General features: G+C 57.7%; 19 protein-coding genes. 13 read left to right on the forward strand and 6 right to left on the reverse strand.

What is annotated here, in order from left to right; genetic code table 11:
- Window positions 1-244: 244 nt before the first annotated feature.
- Window positions 245-997: a FadR/GntR family transcriptional regulator gene (locus LDZ28_RS29460; protein WP_244831285.1), complete on the forward strand. Its 753-nt coding sequence runs from the start codon at window positions 245-247 to the stop codon at window positions 995-997.
- 216 nt (window positions 998-1,213) lie between these two features.
- On the opposite strand, the gene LDZ28_RS29465 is transcribed toward LDZ28_RS29460, so the two are convergent.
- Together LDZ28_RS29465 and LDZ28_RS29470 are read right to left on the reverse strand one after the other, a co-directional pair.
- Entirely contained in the window at window positions 1,214-2,020 is an 807-nt protein-coding gene (locus LDZ28_RS29465) for an alpha/beta fold hydrolase (protein ID WP_244831286.1), read from the reverse strand.
- A gap of 52 nt (window positions 2,021-2,072) precedes the next feature.
- Window positions 2,073-2,981 carry an AraC family transcriptional regulator gene (locus tag LDZ28_RS29470; protein ID WP_244831287.1) on the reverse strand — a complete coding sequence of 303 codons (909 nt, stop codon included), beginning with the start codon at window positions 2,979-2,981 and terminating at the stop codon, window positions 2,073-2,075.
- Window positions 2,982-3,207: 226 nt separating this feature from the next.
- Here LDZ28_RS29470 and LDZ28_RS29475 point away from each other — a divergent pair, with 226 nt between their 5' ends.
- The 3 genes from LDZ28_RS29475 (at window position 3,208) to LDZ28_RS29485 (ending at window position 6,493) form a co-directional block, all read left to right on the forward strand.
- Window positions 3,208-4,050, forward strand: a complete 843-nt coding sequence (locus LDZ28_RS29475; protein ID WP_244831942.1) for an oxidoreductase — start codon at window positions 3,208-3,210, stop codon at window positions 4,048-4,050.
- A gap of 162 nt (window positions 4,051-4,212) precedes the next feature.
- The gene (locus tag LDZ28_RS29480; RefSeq protein ID WP_244831288.1) at window positions 4,213-4,854 is read left to right on the forward strand and encodes a carbonic anhydrase; all 642 of its coding nucleotides are present in this window, start codon (window positions 4,213-4,215) and stop codon (window positions 4,852-4,854) included.
- Window positions 4,855-4,924: 70 nt separating this feature from the next.
- Window positions 4,925-6,493, forward strand: a complete 1,569-nt coding sequence (locus tag LDZ28_RS29485) for a SulP family inorganic anion transporter (protein WP_244831289.1) — start codon at window positions 4,925-4,927, stop codon at window positions 6,491-6,493.
- Between the two features lie 17 nt (window positions 6,494-6,510).
- On the opposite strand, the gene LDZ28_RS29490 is transcribed toward LDZ28_RS29485, so the two are convergent.
- Entirely contained in the window at window positions 6,511-7,179 is a 669-nt protein-coding gene (locus LDZ28_RS29490) for an O-methyltransferase (protein WP_244831290.1), read from the reverse strand.
- An 84-nt stretch (window positions 7,180-7,263) separates the two neighbouring features.
- On the reverse strand, window positions 7,264-8,541 hold the full coding sequence (locus LDZ28_RS29495) for a LysR family transcriptional regulator (protein ID WP_244831291.1): 1,278 nt from the start codon (window positions 8,539-8,541) through the stop codon (window positions 7,264-7,266).
- Between the two features lie 151 nt (window positions 8,542-8,692).
- Here LDZ28_RS29495 and LDZ28_RS29500 point away from each other — a divergent pair, with 151 nt between their 5' ends.
- Complete coding sequence (locus tag LDZ28_RS29500) at window positions 8,693-9,196, forward strand: universal stress protein (protein WP_244831292.1); 504 nt, start codon at window positions 8,693-8,695, stop codon at window positions 9,194-9,196.
- Between the two features lie 6 nt (window positions 9,197-9,202).
- Here LDZ28_RS29500 and LDZ28_RS29505 read toward each other — a convergent pair whose 3' ends face one another.
- A complete protein-coding gene (locus LDZ28_RS29505) occupies window positions 9,203-9,898 on the reverse strand; it encodes a GntR family transcriptional regulator (protein ID WP_244831293.1) in 696 nt (231 codons plus the stop codon).
- Between the two features lie 220 nt (window positions 9,899-10,118).
- Complete coding sequence (locus tag LDZ28_RS29510; protein ID WP_244831294.1) at window positions 10,119-10,892, reverse strand: glutaredoxin domain-containing protein; 774 nt, start codon at window positions 10,890-10,892, stop codon at window positions 10,119-10,121.
- Window positions 10,893-11,069: 177 nt separating this feature from the next.
- Here LDZ28_RS29510 and LDZ28_RS29515 point away from each other — a divergent pair, with 177 nt between their 5' ends.
- The 8 genes from LDZ28_RS29515 to leuD all read left to right on the forward strand — a co-directional run bounded on the left by LDZ28_RS29515 (window position 11,070) and on the right by leuD (window position 18,393).
- A complete protein-coding gene (locus LDZ28_RS29515; protein ID WP_244831295.1) occupies window positions 11,070-11,957 on the forward strand; it encodes a LysR family transcriptional regulator in 888 nt (295 codons plus the stop codon).
- Between the two features lie 41 nt (window positions 11,958-11,998).
- Window positions 11,999-12,727, forward strand: coding sequence for a GntR family transcriptional regulator (locus LDZ28_RS29520; RefSeq protein WP_244831296.1), 729 nt, complete (start codon window positions 11,999-12,001; stop codon window positions 12,725-12,727).
- A 283-nt stretch (window positions 12,728-13,010) separates the two neighbouring features.
- Window positions 13,011-13,961 (forward strand): ABC transporter substrate-binding protein, encoded by a 951-nt coding sequence (locus LDZ28_RS29525; RefSeq protein WP_244831297.1) that lies wholly within the window; start codon window positions 13,011-13,013, stop codon window positions 13,959-13,961.
- A gap of 92 nt (window positions 13,962-14,053) precedes the next feature.
- Window positions 14,054-14,830: an ABC transporter ATP-binding protein gene (locus tag LDZ28_RS29530; RefSeq protein WP_244831298.1), complete on the forward strand. Its 777-nt coding sequence runs from the start codon at window positions 14,054-14,056 to the stop codon at window positions 14,828-14,830.
- The gene (locus LDZ28_RS29535) at window positions 14,827-15,585 is read left to right on the forward strand and encodes an ABC transporter permease (protein WP_244831299.1); all 759 of its coding nucleotides are present in this window, start codon (window positions 14,827-14,829) and stop codon (window positions 15,583-15,585) included. Before LDZ28_RS29530 ends, LDZ28_RS29535 begins: the two co-directional genes overlap by 4 nt.
- The gene (locus LDZ28_RS29540; RefSeq protein WP_244831300.1) at window positions 15,582-16,358 is read left to right on the forward strand and encodes an ABC transporter permease; all 777 of its coding nucleotides are present in this window, start codon (window positions 15,582-15,584) and stop codon (window positions 16,356-16,358) included. Before LDZ28_RS29535 ends, LDZ28_RS29540 begins: the two co-directional genes overlap by 4 nt.
- Window positions 16,359-16,360: 2 nt before the next feature.
- The gene (leuC, locus tag LDZ28_RS29545; RefSeq protein WP_244831301.1) at window positions 16,361-17,779 is read left to right on the forward strand and encodes a 3-isopropylmalate dehydratase large subunit; all 1,419 of its coding nucleotides are present in this window, start codon (window positions 16,361-16,363) and stop codon (window positions 17,777-17,779) included.
- On the forward strand, window positions 17,776-18,393 hold the full coding sequence (leuD, locus tag LDZ28_RS29550) for a 3-isopropylmalate dehydratase small subunit (protein ID WP_244831302.1): 618 nt from the start codon (window positions 17,776-17,778) through the stop codon (window positions 18,391-18,393). The genes leuC and leuD overlap by 4 nt, the downstream gene beginning before the upstream one ends.
- Window positions 18,394-18,407: the final 14 nt, after the last annotated feature.

The following is an 18,407-nucleotide window of genomic DNA, read 5'->3' on the forward strand; positions in this document are numbered from 1 at the left end:
GCCTTGAATGCTTACATGCCTTGCAAAACATGACACACGCGCTTTGACTTCAAGCGGTACTTGAACTTTACGCTCGGTGAAATGGTTGATCAACAGTTTGTTACATTTTTAGTTGCCTGAACCATAACGGTTTTTTGTGTTTTGCATTGAGGGCTTAAGGCATTTTGTATTCGATCAGGCATCAGTCGTCGTACAAGCAGGTCTGCGCCCCTATAATGGCTCGTCTACCTTTTTCAATCGCCCTATGTCACCAGCTCTCGCAGCCGGCGGTCTTCGCCGCTCTCGCAATCTGACCGAGGAAGTTGTCGCCGAACTTTCGGAACGGATTCGCAGCGGCGCGCTTCAGCCTGGCGACAAGCTTCCGACCGAATCGGAGATCATGGCGCAACTGGGCGTTAGCCGTACGGTCGTACGAGAATCGATATCGCGCCTTCAGGCGGGGCGCCTGGTTCAAACGCGTCATGGCATTGGCACTTTTGTACTCGAAGCGACCGATCACGATCGCTTCCAGATCGAAGCTGCGGGCGATCTCACCGTGCGCGACGTCATGGCCATCCTCGAACTACGCATCAGTCTCGAAGCCGAGGCCGCAGGTCTCGCGGCAATGCGGCGAAGCGAAGAGAATCTGAAGCACATGCGTCATGCTCTGGACGAGTTCGAGCGGCACATTGCAGAAGGCACGGGCAACGCGGTTGCCGCAGACGTCGCATTTCACCTCGAGCTTGCCAAGGCTACGGGCAACCGTTATTTCCACAGCATCCTTAGCCAATTGGGCAACACGATCATTCCACGCACGCGTGTAAATTCCGCGGCGCTTGCGCATAACGATCCCGGCAGTTACCTCGATCGCGTGAACCGCGAACACGAGGATATCTACGACGCCATCGAGCGGCGTGATCCGGAAGCTGCCCGCGCAGCCATGCGCATGCATTTGTCGAACAGCCGCGAACGCTTGCGGCGGTCACAAGAAACAGCGGTTAAGCCTGCGGAGGCTTGAGCCGCATTTCGTCCTTCGGGCGAATTGTTTGTTCAAGCAGTCAGCCCCTAAGGGTTTGCTCGCTCGAGACGAACAACGTCGATTTAACCGCAATAAAAGATGCATTGGACCGACTGCGATCATCTGCCCAAAACGCGCGGCACGGTCACTTAATCGCCGTGCGGGCTTGCACGATGGCATCATGGCGCAGACGGCCTTTCGGTTGATCGCTCGGCTTCACGGCAGAGATGAGCGGGTAACGAAATCTGCAATTGCATCATTGACCGCCTGAGTGGCATCCCTATGCGGTGAATGTCCGCAAGCCGCTAGCTTGACGAGATGAGTGTGGCTCACGGACGCCTTGATCTTGTCGATCTGAAGCATCGACGCGTATTCATCGTCGTGGCCTTGTATCGCGAGCAATGGCCGTTTGATCGAGCGAATTGCATCTGTGATGTCCCAACGCAGAAATTCCGGATTGAGCCATGCGTCGTTCCAGCCATAAAAGGCGGAGTCTGCGTCCTCATGGTAGCCAGCGAGCTTTGCTCGCAACGCACCGTGCTCATAGGCGCTTCGCACTTCCTTTATGGCTTTGACTGTGATCGCTTCCACGAACACATGTGGTGCAAGCACGATCAGTCCGGCAAGCGCTTTGGGAAAAGTGCTCGCGTAAAGCAGTGCGATTGTCCCGCCATCGCTATGGCCTACGAGCCACATGCGAGAACGTTCGAACGCATTTACCTTGAGCGCATCTAGAAGCGCAGGCAATATCTTCGTCGCCTGACGATGCATGAAGGTCACAGGCCACTTTTCATGCGGAGGGCGCGGCGTCGACCGTCCATAGCCAGGACGCGAATAGACGAGACCACGGCAGTTCATTCGGTCGCATAGCCGCTGCGGCCAGTCTTTCCACAATGCAACTGAACCCAGCCCCTCATGCAGAAATACCGCGATTGGAGCATCGATGCGCGAAGGATTGATCCACTTATATTCGATGCGCAACGGATAGGGTCCGCACTTCAGTTCGACGAAGGCTTCGTTCATGCGTTTCGTAGCAGGTTTGATCTGCGTGGAAGATTAACAGACGATCCACGCATCAATGCGATGACACGTAGCCCGAACCCGGTCCGGGATCTGGCAGCGCGAAACTGTCTTTGAGACGCTGGGCTTCATCGACGGGACTGCGCCCAAACAAACGCTTGAATTCGCGGCTGAATTGCGAAGCACTTTCGTAGCCCACTTGCGCTGATGCGACGGCTGCCGTGACATCGTTCCGCACCATGAGCAGCCGCGCCTGATGCAGCCGGGTCGACTTCAAATATTGCATTGGTGACGTGTTGGTCACGGTCTTAAAATGCAAATGGAACGCGGGCACGCTCATGTTGGCTTCGCTTGCAAGCAGCGCAACATCGAGCGGCTCATCGAAACTTTGATGGATCTTGCGCAATGCTCGCGCGACTTTCCCGAACTGACCTTGCCGTGTCAAAGCCGCGCGCACCGAAGGACCTTGTTCGCCCGTCAACACTCGAAAATAAATCTCGCGCACGAGAGCCGGCCCAAGAACCGGACCTTCGAGCGGGTCACTCATGGTTTCGAGAAAGCGCAGAACCGTCGCGCCGAGTTGTTTGTCCAGCGGCGTTGAGATCATGCCGTGAGGTTCGGACGTTACGGTTGCGCCGTGTTCATCGAGTTGCATGATCAACTCTGCTGCAACGTTGAGATCGAGCCGGAAATAGATGGCAAGCAAAGGTTTTTGCGCGCTGGCATCCGTCTCCATGGAAAAGGGTACGGGCACCGACACGGCCAGGTAATGCTGCTCATCGTATAGATAAACTTGCTCGCCGAAATAGCCACGCTTGCGGCCCTGACAGACGATAACGATGCCCGGGTCATAAAGTACCGGCGTGCGACGCAGTGGTCTGTTCGAACGCAGAAAACGCACGTCTGGCAATGCTGTGAGGTTATAGCCTTCCAAAGGGGCAAGCCGCATCAGCAGCTCGATCATGCGGCGTCTGGTTTCGGTGGCTAGCGTTCGGCGGGTGATCACGGTGGCTCCGGCAAGATGTGTCGACAGCCCTTAATTTGCCAGCTTTGCAGCCGCGAATCCATACGCCAATAGCTTTAGGCAAACATGCGAGAAGAACCGGCGTATCAAGAACGATGCGCGCTCTCTAATATTGAACAGGTGTTGCGGCATGGTGCGCGCGACGAGTCGGATAGGAGAGATTCACATGGAAAACACAAACGGCAAGACGTTTATCATCACCGGCGTGAGTTCGGGTTTTGGACGCGCTTTCGCGCAAAGCGCGCTCGATGCAGGACATACGGTTATCGGCACGGTTCGCAATGGTGACGCCCTCAAGGAATTCGAGGCTATCAAGCCCCGATCGGCACATGGAGTCGTGCTCGACGTGACGGCGTTCGACCGCATAGGCCCTGTTGTCGAGGAAGTAATGCGCACATACGGCCCGATCGATGTGCTCGTCAATAACGCAGGCTATGGCCACGAAGGCACACTTGAAGAATCGCCGCTGGAGGAAATGCGCCGGCAGTTCGATGTCAACGTATTCGGTGCGGTCGCCATGATCAAAGCCGTATTGCCTTCCATGCGGGAGCGCCGTGCCGGCCACATCATCAACATCACGTCCATGGGCGGCTTCATCACGATGCCGGGCATTGCGTACTATTGCGGCAGCAAATTCGCGCTGGAAGGCATTTCAGAGACGTTGGCCAAAGAGGTCAAGGACTTCAACGTAAGAGTAACGGCCGTTGCGCCCGGATCGTTTCGTACCGATTGGGCTGGCCGCTCGATGGTCAGAACGGAGCGCAGCATCGCAGACTATGACGCGCTATTCGACCCGATCCGCGCGGCGCGTGAGGCCAAGAGCGGCAAGCAATTGGGCGATCCAGCCAAGGCCGGCCAAGCCTTGCTAAGCCTCATCGAAGCCCATGATGCACCTGCGCATCTTCTTCTTGGGAGCGATGCAATCTCTCTTGTCAAAACGAAGCTAGTGGCGCTCAACGAAGAAATCGACAAGTGGGAGCATTTGTCGCGCTCGACCGATTTTTCTTGAGCGTGTCTTAGCGTCGTCCAAGGAAAATCTCAAGAGAAATAAATAGCGAGGCGAATTATTTTCTCTTGGACGGCGCTGAACTTTCTCGGCGAAAGTGATTCGTAAGGATTCGCTGCACTGCAACGCGGGTGCAATCCATCGAATGCTCGTCATGAGAACGCCATGAATCGACCGAAACGCATGCTTCTGGAAAACATCGCCTGGGCTCGCGAAACCGCGCAGGCGGACACGCAATTTTTCCCACGCCTTGCAGAGGGGCAAAACCCCAAGGTGTTGTGGATCGGGTGTTCCGATAGTCGCGTGCCTGCCGAAACGATCACGAACGCTAACCCCGGCGATCTTTTCGTTCATCGCAACATCGCGAACTTGTTCTCGCCGTCGGACGACAACACTGTGAGCGTCCTTGAATATGCGGTGCGAGTGCTGAAGGTCGATCATGTGATCGTATGCGGACATTATGGATGCGGCGGTGTGCGAGCATCGTTGTTGCCGCTCTTGAATGAAATACCGCACGTCAATCGCCGTATTGCCCCGGTGTGCGCTTTAGGCGAGCGGCATCGACGTGAACTCGACGACTTGGAAGAGTTCGATGCGCGCGCTGATCGCCTTGCGGAACTCAATGTGCTCGAACAAGTGCGGCTTCTGCGTCAGACGCGGATCGTAATCGATCGCGACGAGCCGCCGCTCGTGCACGGCTGGATTTTCGGCCTGCACGACGGGCTTATCAAAGTGCTTGCCTCCGGCTATGACGCGCCCCGTATGGTGCCGTTGTACGCGGAAGTCGTCGAAGCCGCCGGACGCTGATTCGATCGTCGCTCATTTCATGCTGCGTGAATTCGTTAAACGTAGCAGGCACCCACATGGCTAAATCCTTATGAACCTTAGCAATCGTCTAAGCCAGTTCCCGCGCGACCTGTTCGCCGGCACAGTCGTATTTCTCGTAGCGATGCCTCTGTGTCTTGGCATTGCCAATGCATCGGGCGTGGAGCCTTTTGCGGGGCTTTTGTCCGGAATCATAGGCGGCATTGTCGTGGCATTGCTTAGCGGCTCGCAATTGAGCGTAAGCGGACCGGCAGCGGGGCTTATCGTCATCGTGGTCGATGGCATCGCGGGACTAGGCAGTTTTTCTGCATTTCTACTAGCGGTGCTTTTGTCGGGCGCAATTCAATTCGGCTTTGGCTTGCTCAAGGCGGGACGTTTTGCAGCGTATGTGCCGTCGTCGGTGATCAAGGGCATGCTTGCGGCCATTGGCCTATTGCTCGTCATCAAGCAGATACCCCTGGCCGCGGGCTTCGCCAATGCAGGCGCACCAGCCGCGAGCGGACCGGGCTTGCTCGATACGCCTTTCGGTCCGGTATCTTTCGCTGCTTGTGCCGTAGCCGTGATGTCCCTTGCCATGCTCGCTGGCTGGGAAACGCGCGCCATGCGACGTTTTGCCGTGGTGCGCGCCGTGCCCGCGCCGCTTGCCGTGGTGGCGTTCGGTATTGGCGTAACGCTTTTACTCGACATGTTCGCGCCGGGCTTGGCGCCGCCCGCGCAACATCGCGTGGCATTGCCTTCGCTTGAAACGTTCGCAGCATTCACGAATGCGCTTGAATTGCCCAACTTCTCGCAATTCGTCAACCCGGATGTCTGGCGTCTCGCATTCACGCTTGCCATCGTCGCGAGCCTTGAAACTTTGTTGAGCCTGGAGGCGGTCGAGCAACTCGATCCCAAGAGACGTAGTGCACATCCCGATCGCGAATTGAAAGCGCAAGGCATTGGCAACATGATGGCGGGCGCTATCGGCGCATTGCCAATTACATCGGTCATCGTGCGTAGCTCGGCAAACGTTCACGCGGGCGCGCAAAGTCGCTGGTCTTCATTCGTACATGGTGTCTTGCTGCTTGCAAGCGTCTTTGCGTTGACGAGCGTGATCAACCTCATTCCGCTTGCATGTCTGGCTGCGATATTGATTTTCACCGGGCTCAAGCTTGCCAAGCCGTCGCTGTTTGTCGCCATCGCCAGACAAGGCTTCGAGCGATTTGCACCCTTTGTCGTGACAATCGCTGGCGTGTTGCTGACCGATCTGCTCATGGGTATTGTGCTTGGCATCGCATGTAGTCTCGTGCTTGCCGTGCGCGCAAATCTCAAGCGGCCGATCACGATGACGCAGCACGACGATCATTACCTACTCTCGTTTCGAAAGGACGTGTCGTTTCTCGGCAAGGTCACGCTAAAGCATCTTCTGCGCTCCATTCCTGACAACGCGACTGTCATTCTCGATGCTTCGCGTGCGGACCATATCGACCCGGACGTACGCGAGATCATCGATGACTTCGTGAGCGAAGCACCCGCCAGAGGAATGCATGTCGAGTGCAGGCAAATGCCGCTTGCAGAAGCGCGGCTTGCCATGCCGCGCATGCGTTCCCGCTGGCAGCAGTGGAGAAGGCGCCCGGCTTGAGCTTCTAATCACGCTTGCTAGCTCATTACGATGGACAGCGAGAATCCGTCCCATCCCTTGCTGCCCACCGTTTGCACGGCGGTGGAGGAGAGCCGTGGATCAGTTGCGAGCATGTCGAAATAGGCGCGCAATCCGATCACATCGGGCTCGGTGCTGTCAGCATCGGCGATTCGGCCACGACGGATGATGTTGTCGCCAACGATCGCCGTGCCCGGCTTGCTAAGGCTCAACGCGAGTTGCAGATATTCGGGATAGCTTTTCTTGTCGGCATCGATGAATATGAAGTCGAAAGGGCGCATGCCTTCGCGCACGAACCCTTCAAGCGATGCGGCCGCCGCGCCGACCACGACTGTTGCAACCGAAGCAAGTCCAGCGCGTTCGAGATTCTTGCGCGCCACCTCGGCGTAGTCGGGATTGGCCTCAAGCGAAAGCAGCGTGCCGTCAGGCGGCAAGGCACGTGCGAGCCAGATGGTGCTGTAGCCGCCTAGCGTGCCTATTTCAAGGATATGGCGTGCGCTACGCAGGCGTGCGAGCAGGTTCAGCAGCTTGCCCTGATTCGGTGCGACATTGATGGGGGGCAGTCCCGACGCACTGCTCGCCGCGAGCGCTGCTTCGAGTACCTCGTCGTGTGCCTGGGTTTGCTGGCACAGGTAGGCGTCCATGGCATCCCATTGCTGCTGGTCCATCCGAAATCCTCGTCTTGAGCGAACTGCCACGATACTCCGCCCGCCGACATGCATGCAAAAAACCACGCGGTGGCATTCAAAATTTTAAACACGATGCGTCGTGCCGGTCTCTTTCCGAGCCGTTTCACGCCGCAATGTATGGCCGACCTCGTCCACTGTAAGCCGAATGGCGTCGATCAGCGCTCGGGCAGCTGGCGAGGGAGTGCTACCGGCGCGCAAGGTCAGTCCAATATCGCGTTTTGTATTTTGCATCGCTATGTCGAGCACCATGAGTTGGCCCGACTCGCATTCATAATGCAATTGCTGCGCTGAGACCGCCGCGAGCATATCGGTGTTCATCAGCAAACCGCGAATGACCGCGAGGTCGGCGGTTTCGACGGTCGGCATGGGCGGCTTCATTTTCCATCGCTTGAACTGCGCCTCGAACATGCCACGCGCGGGGGCGTGGCTGCGCGGCAAAATCCATTGTGCCGAGACGAGTTCCTTAAGAGTGAGTCCGTCGATTTCGGCAAGCGGATGACCACGCCGCCCGATCACGACCATGTCCTCCGACATGAAACGTTCGTTGGTCAAACCGCTCGATGCATCGTTCTGCCGAAGCGCGCCGAGCACGAAATCGATATCGCCCGCCCGCAAGCCGGCAACGAGCGTCTCATAGGCGCTTTCGTCGGTGATGATGCGCACGCCCGGATATTGCGCGGCCACTCTCGCTATCGCGCCCGGCAGGATCAACGTACGCCCGAGCGGCAGCGAACCTACCGTGACGAAGCCCTGAATCGTCCCGCGCAATGCGGCGATATCGTCGGGAATATGGCGCAGTTCGTTCAGCGCGCGACGCACGTGCAAGGCAAAAGTTTCGCCTTCGCTCGTGAGCAGCAAGCCGCGCGGGCTGCGATAAAAAAGCTGCATGCTCGCGCCCGTTTCCATGATGCGAATGGCGCTAGACACCGCGGGCTGACTAAGTCCGAGCGTCTGCGCCGCGCTCGGCATATGTCGATGACGCGCCAGCGCGGAAAACAACTGGAGGCGCCGCGTGTTCAGCAGAAACGCCGGCAGGCCGTCGCCGCTGCTGACGCGGCGCCGTGACTGGCGCGCTGCACACCACTGTGCAAGGGTTTCCAGCTCCGTGAAGATGCGTTCGCAACGCAGAAGAACGGCGCGGCCGGCCGGCGTAGGAAGCATGCCCGATGACCGGCGTTCGAGCAGCGTCTCGCCAACGGAGGCTTCGAGTTCCTGTAGCGAGCGCGTGACCGCTGACTGAGCGCGGAACAAAGCGACGGCGGCGCGCGTGGCGCTGCCCGTCTGCGCAACGAGCCGGAAAGCACGCAGATAGGCGAGATTGAGCAGTTCGCGATGGTCCATTCGAGCCGCAATGAGGGTAGAAGCCTATCAGTTTAATTTATCGCCCCGACGTGGTGCATGCAGAATGCAATTTCCTCACTGTTTGCTAATTCTTGACGACGATGATGACGACATGCACCAACCAACAAACGTATCGACAGGAGCTAGCGCCATGTACCAACATATTCTCGTCGCCGTGGGTCCTGGCTTCAGCGAAGCCGCGTTGTCCGTCGCGATCGCGCGTTCACGTGAAAGCAATGCCCGGCTGACCATGCTGCATGTCATCGACAGCGCTCCGTGGTGGACGGCATCGCAAGCAGATGTGATTTGCTGCGATACGGTCGATCTCGTCAACCAGCTTGCGCTCGTCGTCTATCGCAGTAGCACCAAAATGCTGGAGGAGGCAGGGGTCGAAGCTCACTGGGAGACGCGCAGAACGCCTGCCGATGGACACAACGTCGGGCGTATCATCGCAGAGGCTGCAGACGAGCTCGAAGCGGATCTCATCGTGCTCGGTGGCGGCAAGCGCAGTCTCTTTGGCATCGGCGTGCGACGCGTAAGCCATGTGGTGTGCCGTCATACCGACCGTGAAGTGCTGATTGCGTCGGAGCGCGCGAATGAGCGGGCTTGCACTGAACCTCTGCCACGCACGGTGTGGGAAGCAAGCCACGCGTAGTCGGTCTCACACGTCGAGAATCCGGTAGCGTTGCAGGGCTTCGATCTGCGTTTGAAGGCTCCGTGCGCGATGTTCACGGCAAAGCATTTCGGCATTCGTGGCATCGCCATTTCGCAACGCGGTGATGACATCGCGCAGGACGCTGGTGCTTGCGTCGTCAAGCTTGATGAGCTTTAGCGTGAGTTCGCGCACGCGGCGCACTTGATCGGCACATTCACCGACTATTTGCGCCAGCCTCGGGTTGTCGCTCATTTCGACGAGGTGCGCATAGAAAAGCTCGCATGCCGCCGCCCACGCATCGCGATCGTCTTTAGCAAAAGCGCGCTCCATATCCGCGCAGGATTTTTCGAGTGGTTTGATATCACGCGCGCTTGGTTTGCGCGAAGCGACTGCTGCCACCGCAGTTGCTTCGAGACTTGTCTGCACCTGGAAAACTTCTTCGAGATCCGCCATCGACACATTGCGCACGCGCACACCGTGACGTGGAATGATCTGTACGAGATGTTCGTTTTGCAGTCTGATGAGCGCCTCGCGAACGGGTGTGCGGCTTACGCCGAACATTTGTACCAGTTCTTGCTCGAGCAATTGCGTACCCGGGCGCAGCTCGTTGCGCAGGATCATCTCGCGAATTCTCTGATAGACCGTAGCGGTCGATTTTTCTCGCGGCTTGCTGATCGCTTCGGCGGTCCGGGCTTCAGCCATGATGGGCATTCCAGATGCGTTATCGCCCGGGCATGGACGAAAATCCGCCTAGGAAGACGGACGGAATGCCTTGCATTATAAGAGAAGAAGCGTCTTGTATCGCTCAACGTATACGTTATGCCGCAGCGAAAAGGCGGATGATTTGCTTAACATCAGACTAAAAAAAGCCGCCCTAGGCGGGCGGCTGAATGGGCCTGCTCGCTTCCGTCTTGGCCTGAAATTATCTGTCCCAGACTTCGTCCGGCAAAGGCAGGCCCCCGAGGTCGTCCGCGCTCAAGGGTCGGTCCACAGTGACTCCTCCGCTTTCAAGCATGAGCATGACCTGCCGGGTGTGTTGCGCGCTATGCCATGCGGTGCGTTCAAGCACTTCGTGCATTGAGCGGCGGCCGTAGTAAGTCGGCACGTCATAGGCAAGCGTGCGATCGGTTTCCTGTTCCCACCACTTTAGTAGTTCGACGCGCACGCTTTCTCCCCAACGCGCGATGTCTTCTGCGGTCCAATTGTCAGGCGGCACATCGTCAAAGCCCTCGAAGCGCAGTTCAATCTGATGCGCGGCTTGCACACCCATTTCGGCGACGCGAAATACGTGAAACGTCAAACCAGCCGGCGTGCGGTTGCGATTACGAAACGGCTTTCGAAAATGCTCAAGACCGAACTGCCTCGCATAACGCGCGTTCGACTCGAGTACGTGCGCGAGCTTTGCGACGAGCTGTTCGGGAGGCAACGGCGGCGCTGCCGTGGTCTTGAGATCGAGAAAACGGATGACGTCGTTGATGGATTGGCAAAACGTGTATTTCTGCCCGAGCGCGACCACCGGAACGCTACGTGCACCAAGCGCCAAGAGCGCCGCGCGGCCTTCCGGATCGTTATGCACGTCAATCGATTCGTATTCGATACCCTGACGCGTGAGAAATTCCTTGGTCCGCAGACACGACGAACATCCCGGTTGCCAGAACACGCGGATACGCGTGGCTTGAGCGACTTCGGCTTCCATTTTCATGCTCCTAAGGTCAAGGCCTTCAACGACGTCCTGGAGCTAATTCTGTTTGATGCGGTGAGTGTCGCAAAGCAACGCTTCGTCATGCCGCCATCGCGATATGCGATGACGAGTCAATTTTCAGTACACTGCGATTGCCGCTCTTAACGATCATCAACGGCCTGAACAAGCCCTATGCATTCGATCGATCCGCTTTCGCTGAGACTCTTCGTCGCGGTTGCCGAGGCGGGCACCATTGCCGCCGCGGCTGAACGTGAACACATTGCGGCAGCCGCGGTAAGTCGACGTATCAGCGAGATTGAAGCCATGTTCGGCGTGCCTTTATTGCATCGCACGAATAAGGGCGTAGTGCCGACCGAAGCGGGTGAACGCCTCGCTGCTTTGGCGCTTAGCGCGCTGCATCATTTCGACGATATTGCCCTGCAAATGCGCGACTTCACCAATGGCCTTAGCGGTATGGTGCGCATCGCGGCGAACAACTCGTCCATCGTGCAATTCCTGCCTCAGGATATTCAGTCTTTCGCGGCCAGTCATCCCAATGTTCGCTTGCAAGTGGACGAAAAGCCCAGCACGCAAGTCGTGCGCGCGATCGCCGATAACGCGGCCGACATAGGCGTCTTTACAGCCGTGCCGCATGGTCGTGCTATTCAGACGCTTCCCTATCGTACCGACAATCTCGTGCTCGTCACGCCGCCGGGTCACGCGCTTTCGCTAAGAAATTCGATAGCTTTCGCCGAAGCACTAGACTTCGAATTCGTCGTCTTGCCAGCCGATACTGCTATAAGCCAATGTCTTACGCGAGCCGCGAACGAAGATGGCCGCGCCGTCAACGTGCGCATTCAGGTGACAGGCTACGATGCCCAATGTCTGATGATCGGTGCAGGCCTTGGTCTTGGTGTCATGCCCGATGCAGTCGCACGCCAACATGCAAGGTCCTCGGGACTCTGCGTCGTCGCTTTAACGGATAAATGGGCCGTGCGTGAACTCCTGATAGGAATGCGCTCGCTCGATGCCCTGCCCGAAGCCTGCAGAAAACTCGTCGCGCATCTGGCGGCCGTATAACGTCATTGCCGGTGCTAACATCGGCTAAGGAGACGCAAATCATGAGCGCCACGCGCGTAAAGATCGTGCAGGACGAGCCTCCGGTCGCAACCGCTAACGGAACGAACCCCGTCAAGCGCAACACGACCGAGCTTGCATATGCCGAATTACGCCGCAGAATCATCGAAAGCGAATTGACGCCTGGTTCCTACATGCTCGAACAGGAACTCGGTTTGATGCTGGGCTTCAGCCGCACGCCGATTCGCGAAGCCGCAATTCGTCTGCAGGGCGAGGGACTCGTGCAGATCGTGCCTAGGCATGGCATTCGTATCGTGCCAACTTCCATCTCCGACATCAGGAACATCTACCAGGTCCTCATCAGCCTGGAATCGACGGCTGCCAGCCTTATTGCGTCGAACAAGGGCGTGGACATCACACCCCTTGTCACCGCGTGCGAGGCGATGAGCGCGGCATACGAACGCGGCGACATGTTGGCTTGGGCTGCCGCCGACGAAGTCTTTCACGAAACGCTTGTCGCGCTTAGCGGGAATGCCCGATTGCAAAGCGTGGTCATGAATTGTCGCGATCAAGTGCATCGCGTGCGACGCTTTACGCAAATGGTCAAACCGCATCCGCAACCCGTGAAATCCGTGCAAGAGCATTACGGCATCATCGACGCGATTCAATGCGGCGATGCGGCAAAGGCAAGCGCGCTATATCGTGCACATCGAGAGCGCGGCTGGCGCGACCAAACGAGCGTACTGCAACAATTCGGCATTCAACAGGCCTGAAGCAGCGCCTTCCTAAGGCACGCGACAAGAGTCAAGCCAGCTCGAACACGGGTATGTCCGCCCCCGGCATTTCTGGACTTTAAAGAATTTAATGCATACATTAACTTGCACGGTTAAGGCAGACGTGCGAGCTCGATTTCGCGCGCGGCTGAATAGTCCGCTTAGTCAGGAAGCTTAAAAACATAGTGCGGCCGCATGCGCCAAGCACGATGCGAGACCGCCCAACATGGATGGAGACGCCTACATGTCTGGAATACGGAGAATCGCCCGTAGTGTTCTTTTAATGTCTCTCGCTGCTGCGTCCGTTTGCGCGACGCATGTGCAGGCCGCGCCGCTTACCGTGACGCATTGGGGTGACGGCATGTATGGCGTGCCTTTTGCGGTCGCCATGGAAAAAGGCTTCTTCAAGGAAGCCAACGTGGACGTAACGGGCTTCATCACATCGGAAGGCGGCGGCACCACCGTGCGCAATGCGATGGCTTCCGAAATTCCTTATGGCGAGGTCGCCCTGCCGGCCGCTATTTCCGCAGTCAAGCAAGGTGTCGATCTGACAATTGTGCATGGCGGTGTGCAGAGTCTCGCCGACCTTGTCTGGGTGGAACTAAAGAACGGCACCATCACCAACATCAAACAAATGAAGGGCAAGACTATCGGCTATAGCAGCCCGAAGTCGACTACGGATACGGTCGTGACGATTGCGTTAGACCGTGCAGGTCTCGCAGGCCAAGTGCAGCGCAAGCCGGTCGGTAGTTCTAGCGGTATGCTGACTTCGCTGCAACAAGGCGCTGTCGATGTCGCTTACATGACGGAGCCTTCGTATAGCGGGAAAAAAGATCAGTTGCGCATTGCTTTTCGCTCTTCCGATATCGTGCCTAACGAGACACAGACCGTGGGCATCGTGCGCACCGACTATCTCAAGTCGCATCCCGAGGTGATACGCGGAATTATCAATGCGCGTCGCAAGGCGGTGCAGTACATTGCCGCGCACCGTGAAGAATCGGCGCAGATTCTGGCGAAGCAATACAAGATGGACCCCGCTGTCGCGACGTCGGCGGTCAATAACGTGCTCGAGTCCGATCCGAAATACTGGAGCGAAGGAAGCTTCGATCGCAAAGGCATGGAAGAAGTGCTCAAGGGCCTGATACTCGTCAAGGCCATTCCGGAAGGCCCGTTCGATTGGTCGAAGATCGTCGACGAGTCTCTGCTTCCCGCCGATCTGCAAACGAAAAAGTGAGGCACGCGATGAGCGTATTGTCACGTCGCACGCGAATTTCCGTTGTTTCCACAGACGCTGCGACACAGGCGGGGGATCGTGTGCAAGCGCGCGTGACCGATGTCACGCGCATTTATCCCGGCATTGCAGGCAAGCCTCCTTTTCATGCGCTCGGCCCCGTAAGTTTGGAATTGCGCGCGGGTGAATTCTTTTCGGTTGTCGGCCCTTCCGGTTGCGGTAAGTCCACTTTGCTGGATGTGCTCGCAGGCCTTAATCCCGCAAGCGGCGGCACTGTCGAATTCGAAGGGCATGCAGTGGGACGCGAGGTTCCGGATGGCGTGGCCGTCGTGTTTCAGGAAGACGCGAGCTTTCCATGGCTCAACGTCTTCGACAACGCAGCCTTTGCCGCGCGTCGCGCAGGCGTGGCAGAGAACGAAGTAAAGGCGCGCGTCGATCATGCATTGTCTTTCATGGGTCTCAAGTCTTTCGCGCGTGTTTATCCCGCGCAACTCTCAGGCGGAATGCGGCAACGCGTTTGCATTGCGCGCGCCATGGTCGTGCGTCCGCGTCTCATGTTGCTCGACGAACCATTCGGCGCATTAGATCAGCAGACACGTCTCCTCATGGGCGATGAAATGCTCAAGCTTTGGCGCGATACGGGCGCGACCATCATGCTCATTACGCATTCGATCGACGAAGCGGTGCTGCTGTCCGATCGCATTGGTGTGATGTCAGCGTGTCCGGGACGCTTCATATCGACCATTGAAACCTGCTGGCCGCGTCTTCGCGACAGCAAGATCGCACTCGATGCGCGCTTCGGCGAACTGACCGCGCAAGTGTGGGGTCTGTTGCGCGAAGAGGCCATGAAAGCGCTAGGGAGCCAGTCATGAGCGTTGCCGCACGCTGGCGCGTGGGAATAGTCATCGGCTTCATTTTGTTGCTGGAGATAGCGACTCGTTTTGCATGGATCAATCCTGTCTCATTCATTCCGCCTTCGCGTATGGCGGTGAGCGCCTGGGACGTTCTCGCGTCAGGGCAATACACCGTGGATATCGTGCAGACGCTTAGCAGCGCATTGCTGGCGGTTGCGCTTGCGGTGGTAGTGGGCTTTATCGGCGGCGTGTTGCTGTTCAGATTGCCGCGCGCAAGGCGTGTGCTGGACCCGTTGCTGCTTTCCTACTATGCGGTGCCCGTCTTCGTGCTGTATCCGATCTTGATCGTGATCTTCGGCTTGAACCGCTGGCCTCTGGTCGGCATCGGGTTTCTCTTTGCGGTCGTCGCCATGGCCGTAAATACTTTGAATGGTCTTGAACGTGTGCCTCGTGTGCTGTTGCGCACGGCGCGCGTATGCCGCTTGAATACGCTAGACGAGGTGCGCCTCATCACCTTGCCCGCGAGTCTTCCGTTCGTATTTACAGGCATCAAGCTCACCGTGGTCTACGCGTTCATCGCGGTGGTAGCGGGTGAATTCGTGTTGTCCGGGTCGGGCTTCGGTTATCAAATCGCATTCGCCTACAACGCGTTCGACAATTCGACGATGTACGGCCTCATGCTCCTGATGCTGATCTTCGTTGCCACGCTCAACGCCCTTTTACGCACAGCGGAAACGCGTCTCTATCGGCGCATCAGAAGGGAGGCCGCATGAGCACTGTCGTCGTCACGCATACGGCAAGGCCGCGACACACGCGGCGATGGATGGACGCGCTCGTGCTCGTCGTGGTGCTGGTCGGGCTTTGGCAAGGCGCAAGCGGGTGGCTTGGCCCCGATGTGCTGACCACGCCGCTGCATACCGTCCAACGTGCAATGCATATAGTCAGCGACCCGGATTTTCCGGAAAGCCTCTATGTCACATCGCTTGCCTTTGCTTCGGCGTTCGCCATCTCTGCCGTAGCAGGCGTTTTTCTCGGTCTGTTTCTTGGCGTGCGACGCTTGGCCGGTGAGGTGATGGAGCCGCTAATGATGGGCTTTTATTCCATTCCCAAGGTCACGCTTTATCCGGTCGTGCTGCTCGCTTGCGGTCTCGGGTTATGGGCCAAGATCGTATTCGGTGTGATACACGGGATCGTTCCGATTACGCTCTTCACCATGAACGCGGTAAAGAATATGCCGCCTATATACGCACGCGCGGCCCGCACTTACCGCATGAACCCGATGGATTTCGCGCGTCATGTGTTGCTGCCCGCATGCGTGCCTGAAGTCGTAGCGGGACTGCGCATCGGCTTTTCGCTTACCTTGCTTGGCACGCTTATCGGCGAGATGTTCGCGTCGCAAAGCGGTATCGGCCGCATGTTGATGATCGCCATGAACCGCAACGAAACGAGCACGATCATGGCGCTTGCGCTCATGCTTTTCGTGTTCGCCACACTGGTAAATCTCATGTTCCTCAAATGGCAGCGTCATCTCACGCATAGCGATTGATCATGCATACGCTCTTCGACAAGTTGTGGGACAGTCATACCATTGCTCATCTCGCAGGTGGCGCCGATCTGCTGCACGTGGATCGTCATCTGATGCACGAGCTCACCGGCGTGGAAGCGGTCCGCGTGCTTGAAAAGCGCGGCCTTGGCGTGGATAGTCCCGCGCTTACCTTCGCCACCGTCGATCATGTGATTTCGACGGCCCCAGGACGCCGCGCAGGCGATGCCGACTGGAGCACCGAGATGGTCGAATCGATGCGCACGCAGATGACGCATCACGCGATTCCCATCTTTGACATAGGCCAGGCAGGCCTTCAGGGCATCGTGCATGTGATCGGACCGGAGCTCGGCCTTTCTTTGCCAGGAACGTCCATCGTTTGCGCGGATAGTCATACATGCACGCATGGTGCAATGGGCGCGCTTGCCTTCGGTATCGGTTCGACGGAGGTCGTGCATGTGCTTGCGACGCAAACCATTCGACAGAAGCGCCCAAAGACGATGCGTGTGCGCTTCAATGGCAAGCTGCGCGAAGGCGTGACCGCGAAGGACATGATTCTGTATCTCATCGGAAAGATTGGCGCGGCTGGCGGCACGGGCTATGCCGTCGAATACGCGGGCGATGCGGTCGAAGCATTGAGCATGGAAGGCCGCCTCACACTGTGCAATCTAAGCATCGAGCTGGGGTCCAAGTTTGGCCTCGTCGCGCCCGATGAAATTACGTTCACTTATCTGCGCGACAAGCCTTATGCACCGCAAGGCGAGCAGTTCGACCAGGCTGTCGCCGACTGGAGGATGCTTGCAAGCGATTCGGAGGCACAGTTCGATCGCGAGATCGGTATCGATGCGTCGTCCATCGGCGTACAGGTCACGTGGGGCACGAGTCCCGAACACGTGATTGCGCTGGACGATGTCATACCCGACCCCGCATCGCTCGATGATGAATCGCGCCGTCATGCCGCCGAAAATGCGATCGACTACATGGGCGTGCGTGCCGGACAGCATCTGGATGAACTAAGCGTGGACCGCGTATTCATAGGCTCGTGTACGAATAGCCGCATCGAAGACTTGCGTGCGGCAGCACATGTGGTCCATGGTCAGCATGTCGCCGGCAACGTGAAGGCTTGGGTCGTGCCGGGATCGCTCACGGTGGCGCGTCAAGCCGAGCAGGAAGGGCTCGATGCGATCTTCCGTGCCGCTGGCTTCGAATGGCGCGAGCCGGGCTGTTCGATGTGCGTGGGCGCAAATGGCGACGTGGTTGGGCGTGGCGAACGTTGCGTATCGACCTCGAATCGCAATTTTATTGGCAGGCAAGGTCCCGGTGCGCGTACGCATCTGGCTAGCCCTGCAGTTGCCGCAGCTAGCGCCATTGCGGGGCATATCGCCGCGCCACGTGTGCGTCAAACGGAAGGGGCGTCGCGATGAAAGCGGTGACGATCATCTCCGGAGCAGCGGCTCCGCTCATGCGAGATAACGTCGATACGGATCTCATCATCCGCATCGAAAGAATTTCGCAACTCGTGCGCGGACAGTTGGGACCTTATCTGCTCGAGACCTTGCGTTATCGCGGCGACGGTCCGCAAAGTGGTGAACGTGAGGACTTCGTTCTCAATCAGCCCGCATTCAGAAGTGCATGCACAGTCCTCGGTGGTAGCAACTTCGGTTGTGGCAGCTCGCGCGAAATGGCGGTGTGGGCGCTAGAGGAAGCGGGCATTCGATGCGTCATCGCTTCATCGTTCGGCGACATCTTCTATAACAACTGTCTTCAGAACGGACTGCTTCCTGTGCGACTCGACGCTGCCGAGATCGAGCGCATAGCGGTTGCTGCTAGCGATGGAACGCCCATCGAGGTCGATCTCGGTGCGCTCGAAATTCGCGCACATGGGTTGGAAACGATTCACTTCGAATTCGATCCGGCACAGCAGCGAGCGCTTCTGGAAGGACTCGACGAGATCGATCAGACGCGCCTTCTTGCAGATGATATTGCGCGCTTTCTTTTGAAGGATCGAAAAGCGCGCAGTTGGGCTTACTTCGCTTGACACATCGACATTAT

It is taken from the genome of Caballeronia sp. TF1N1 (assembly GCF_022878925.1).
GTDB lineage: Bacteria > Pseudomonadota > Gammaproteobacteria > Burkholderiales > Burkholderiaceae > Caballeronia.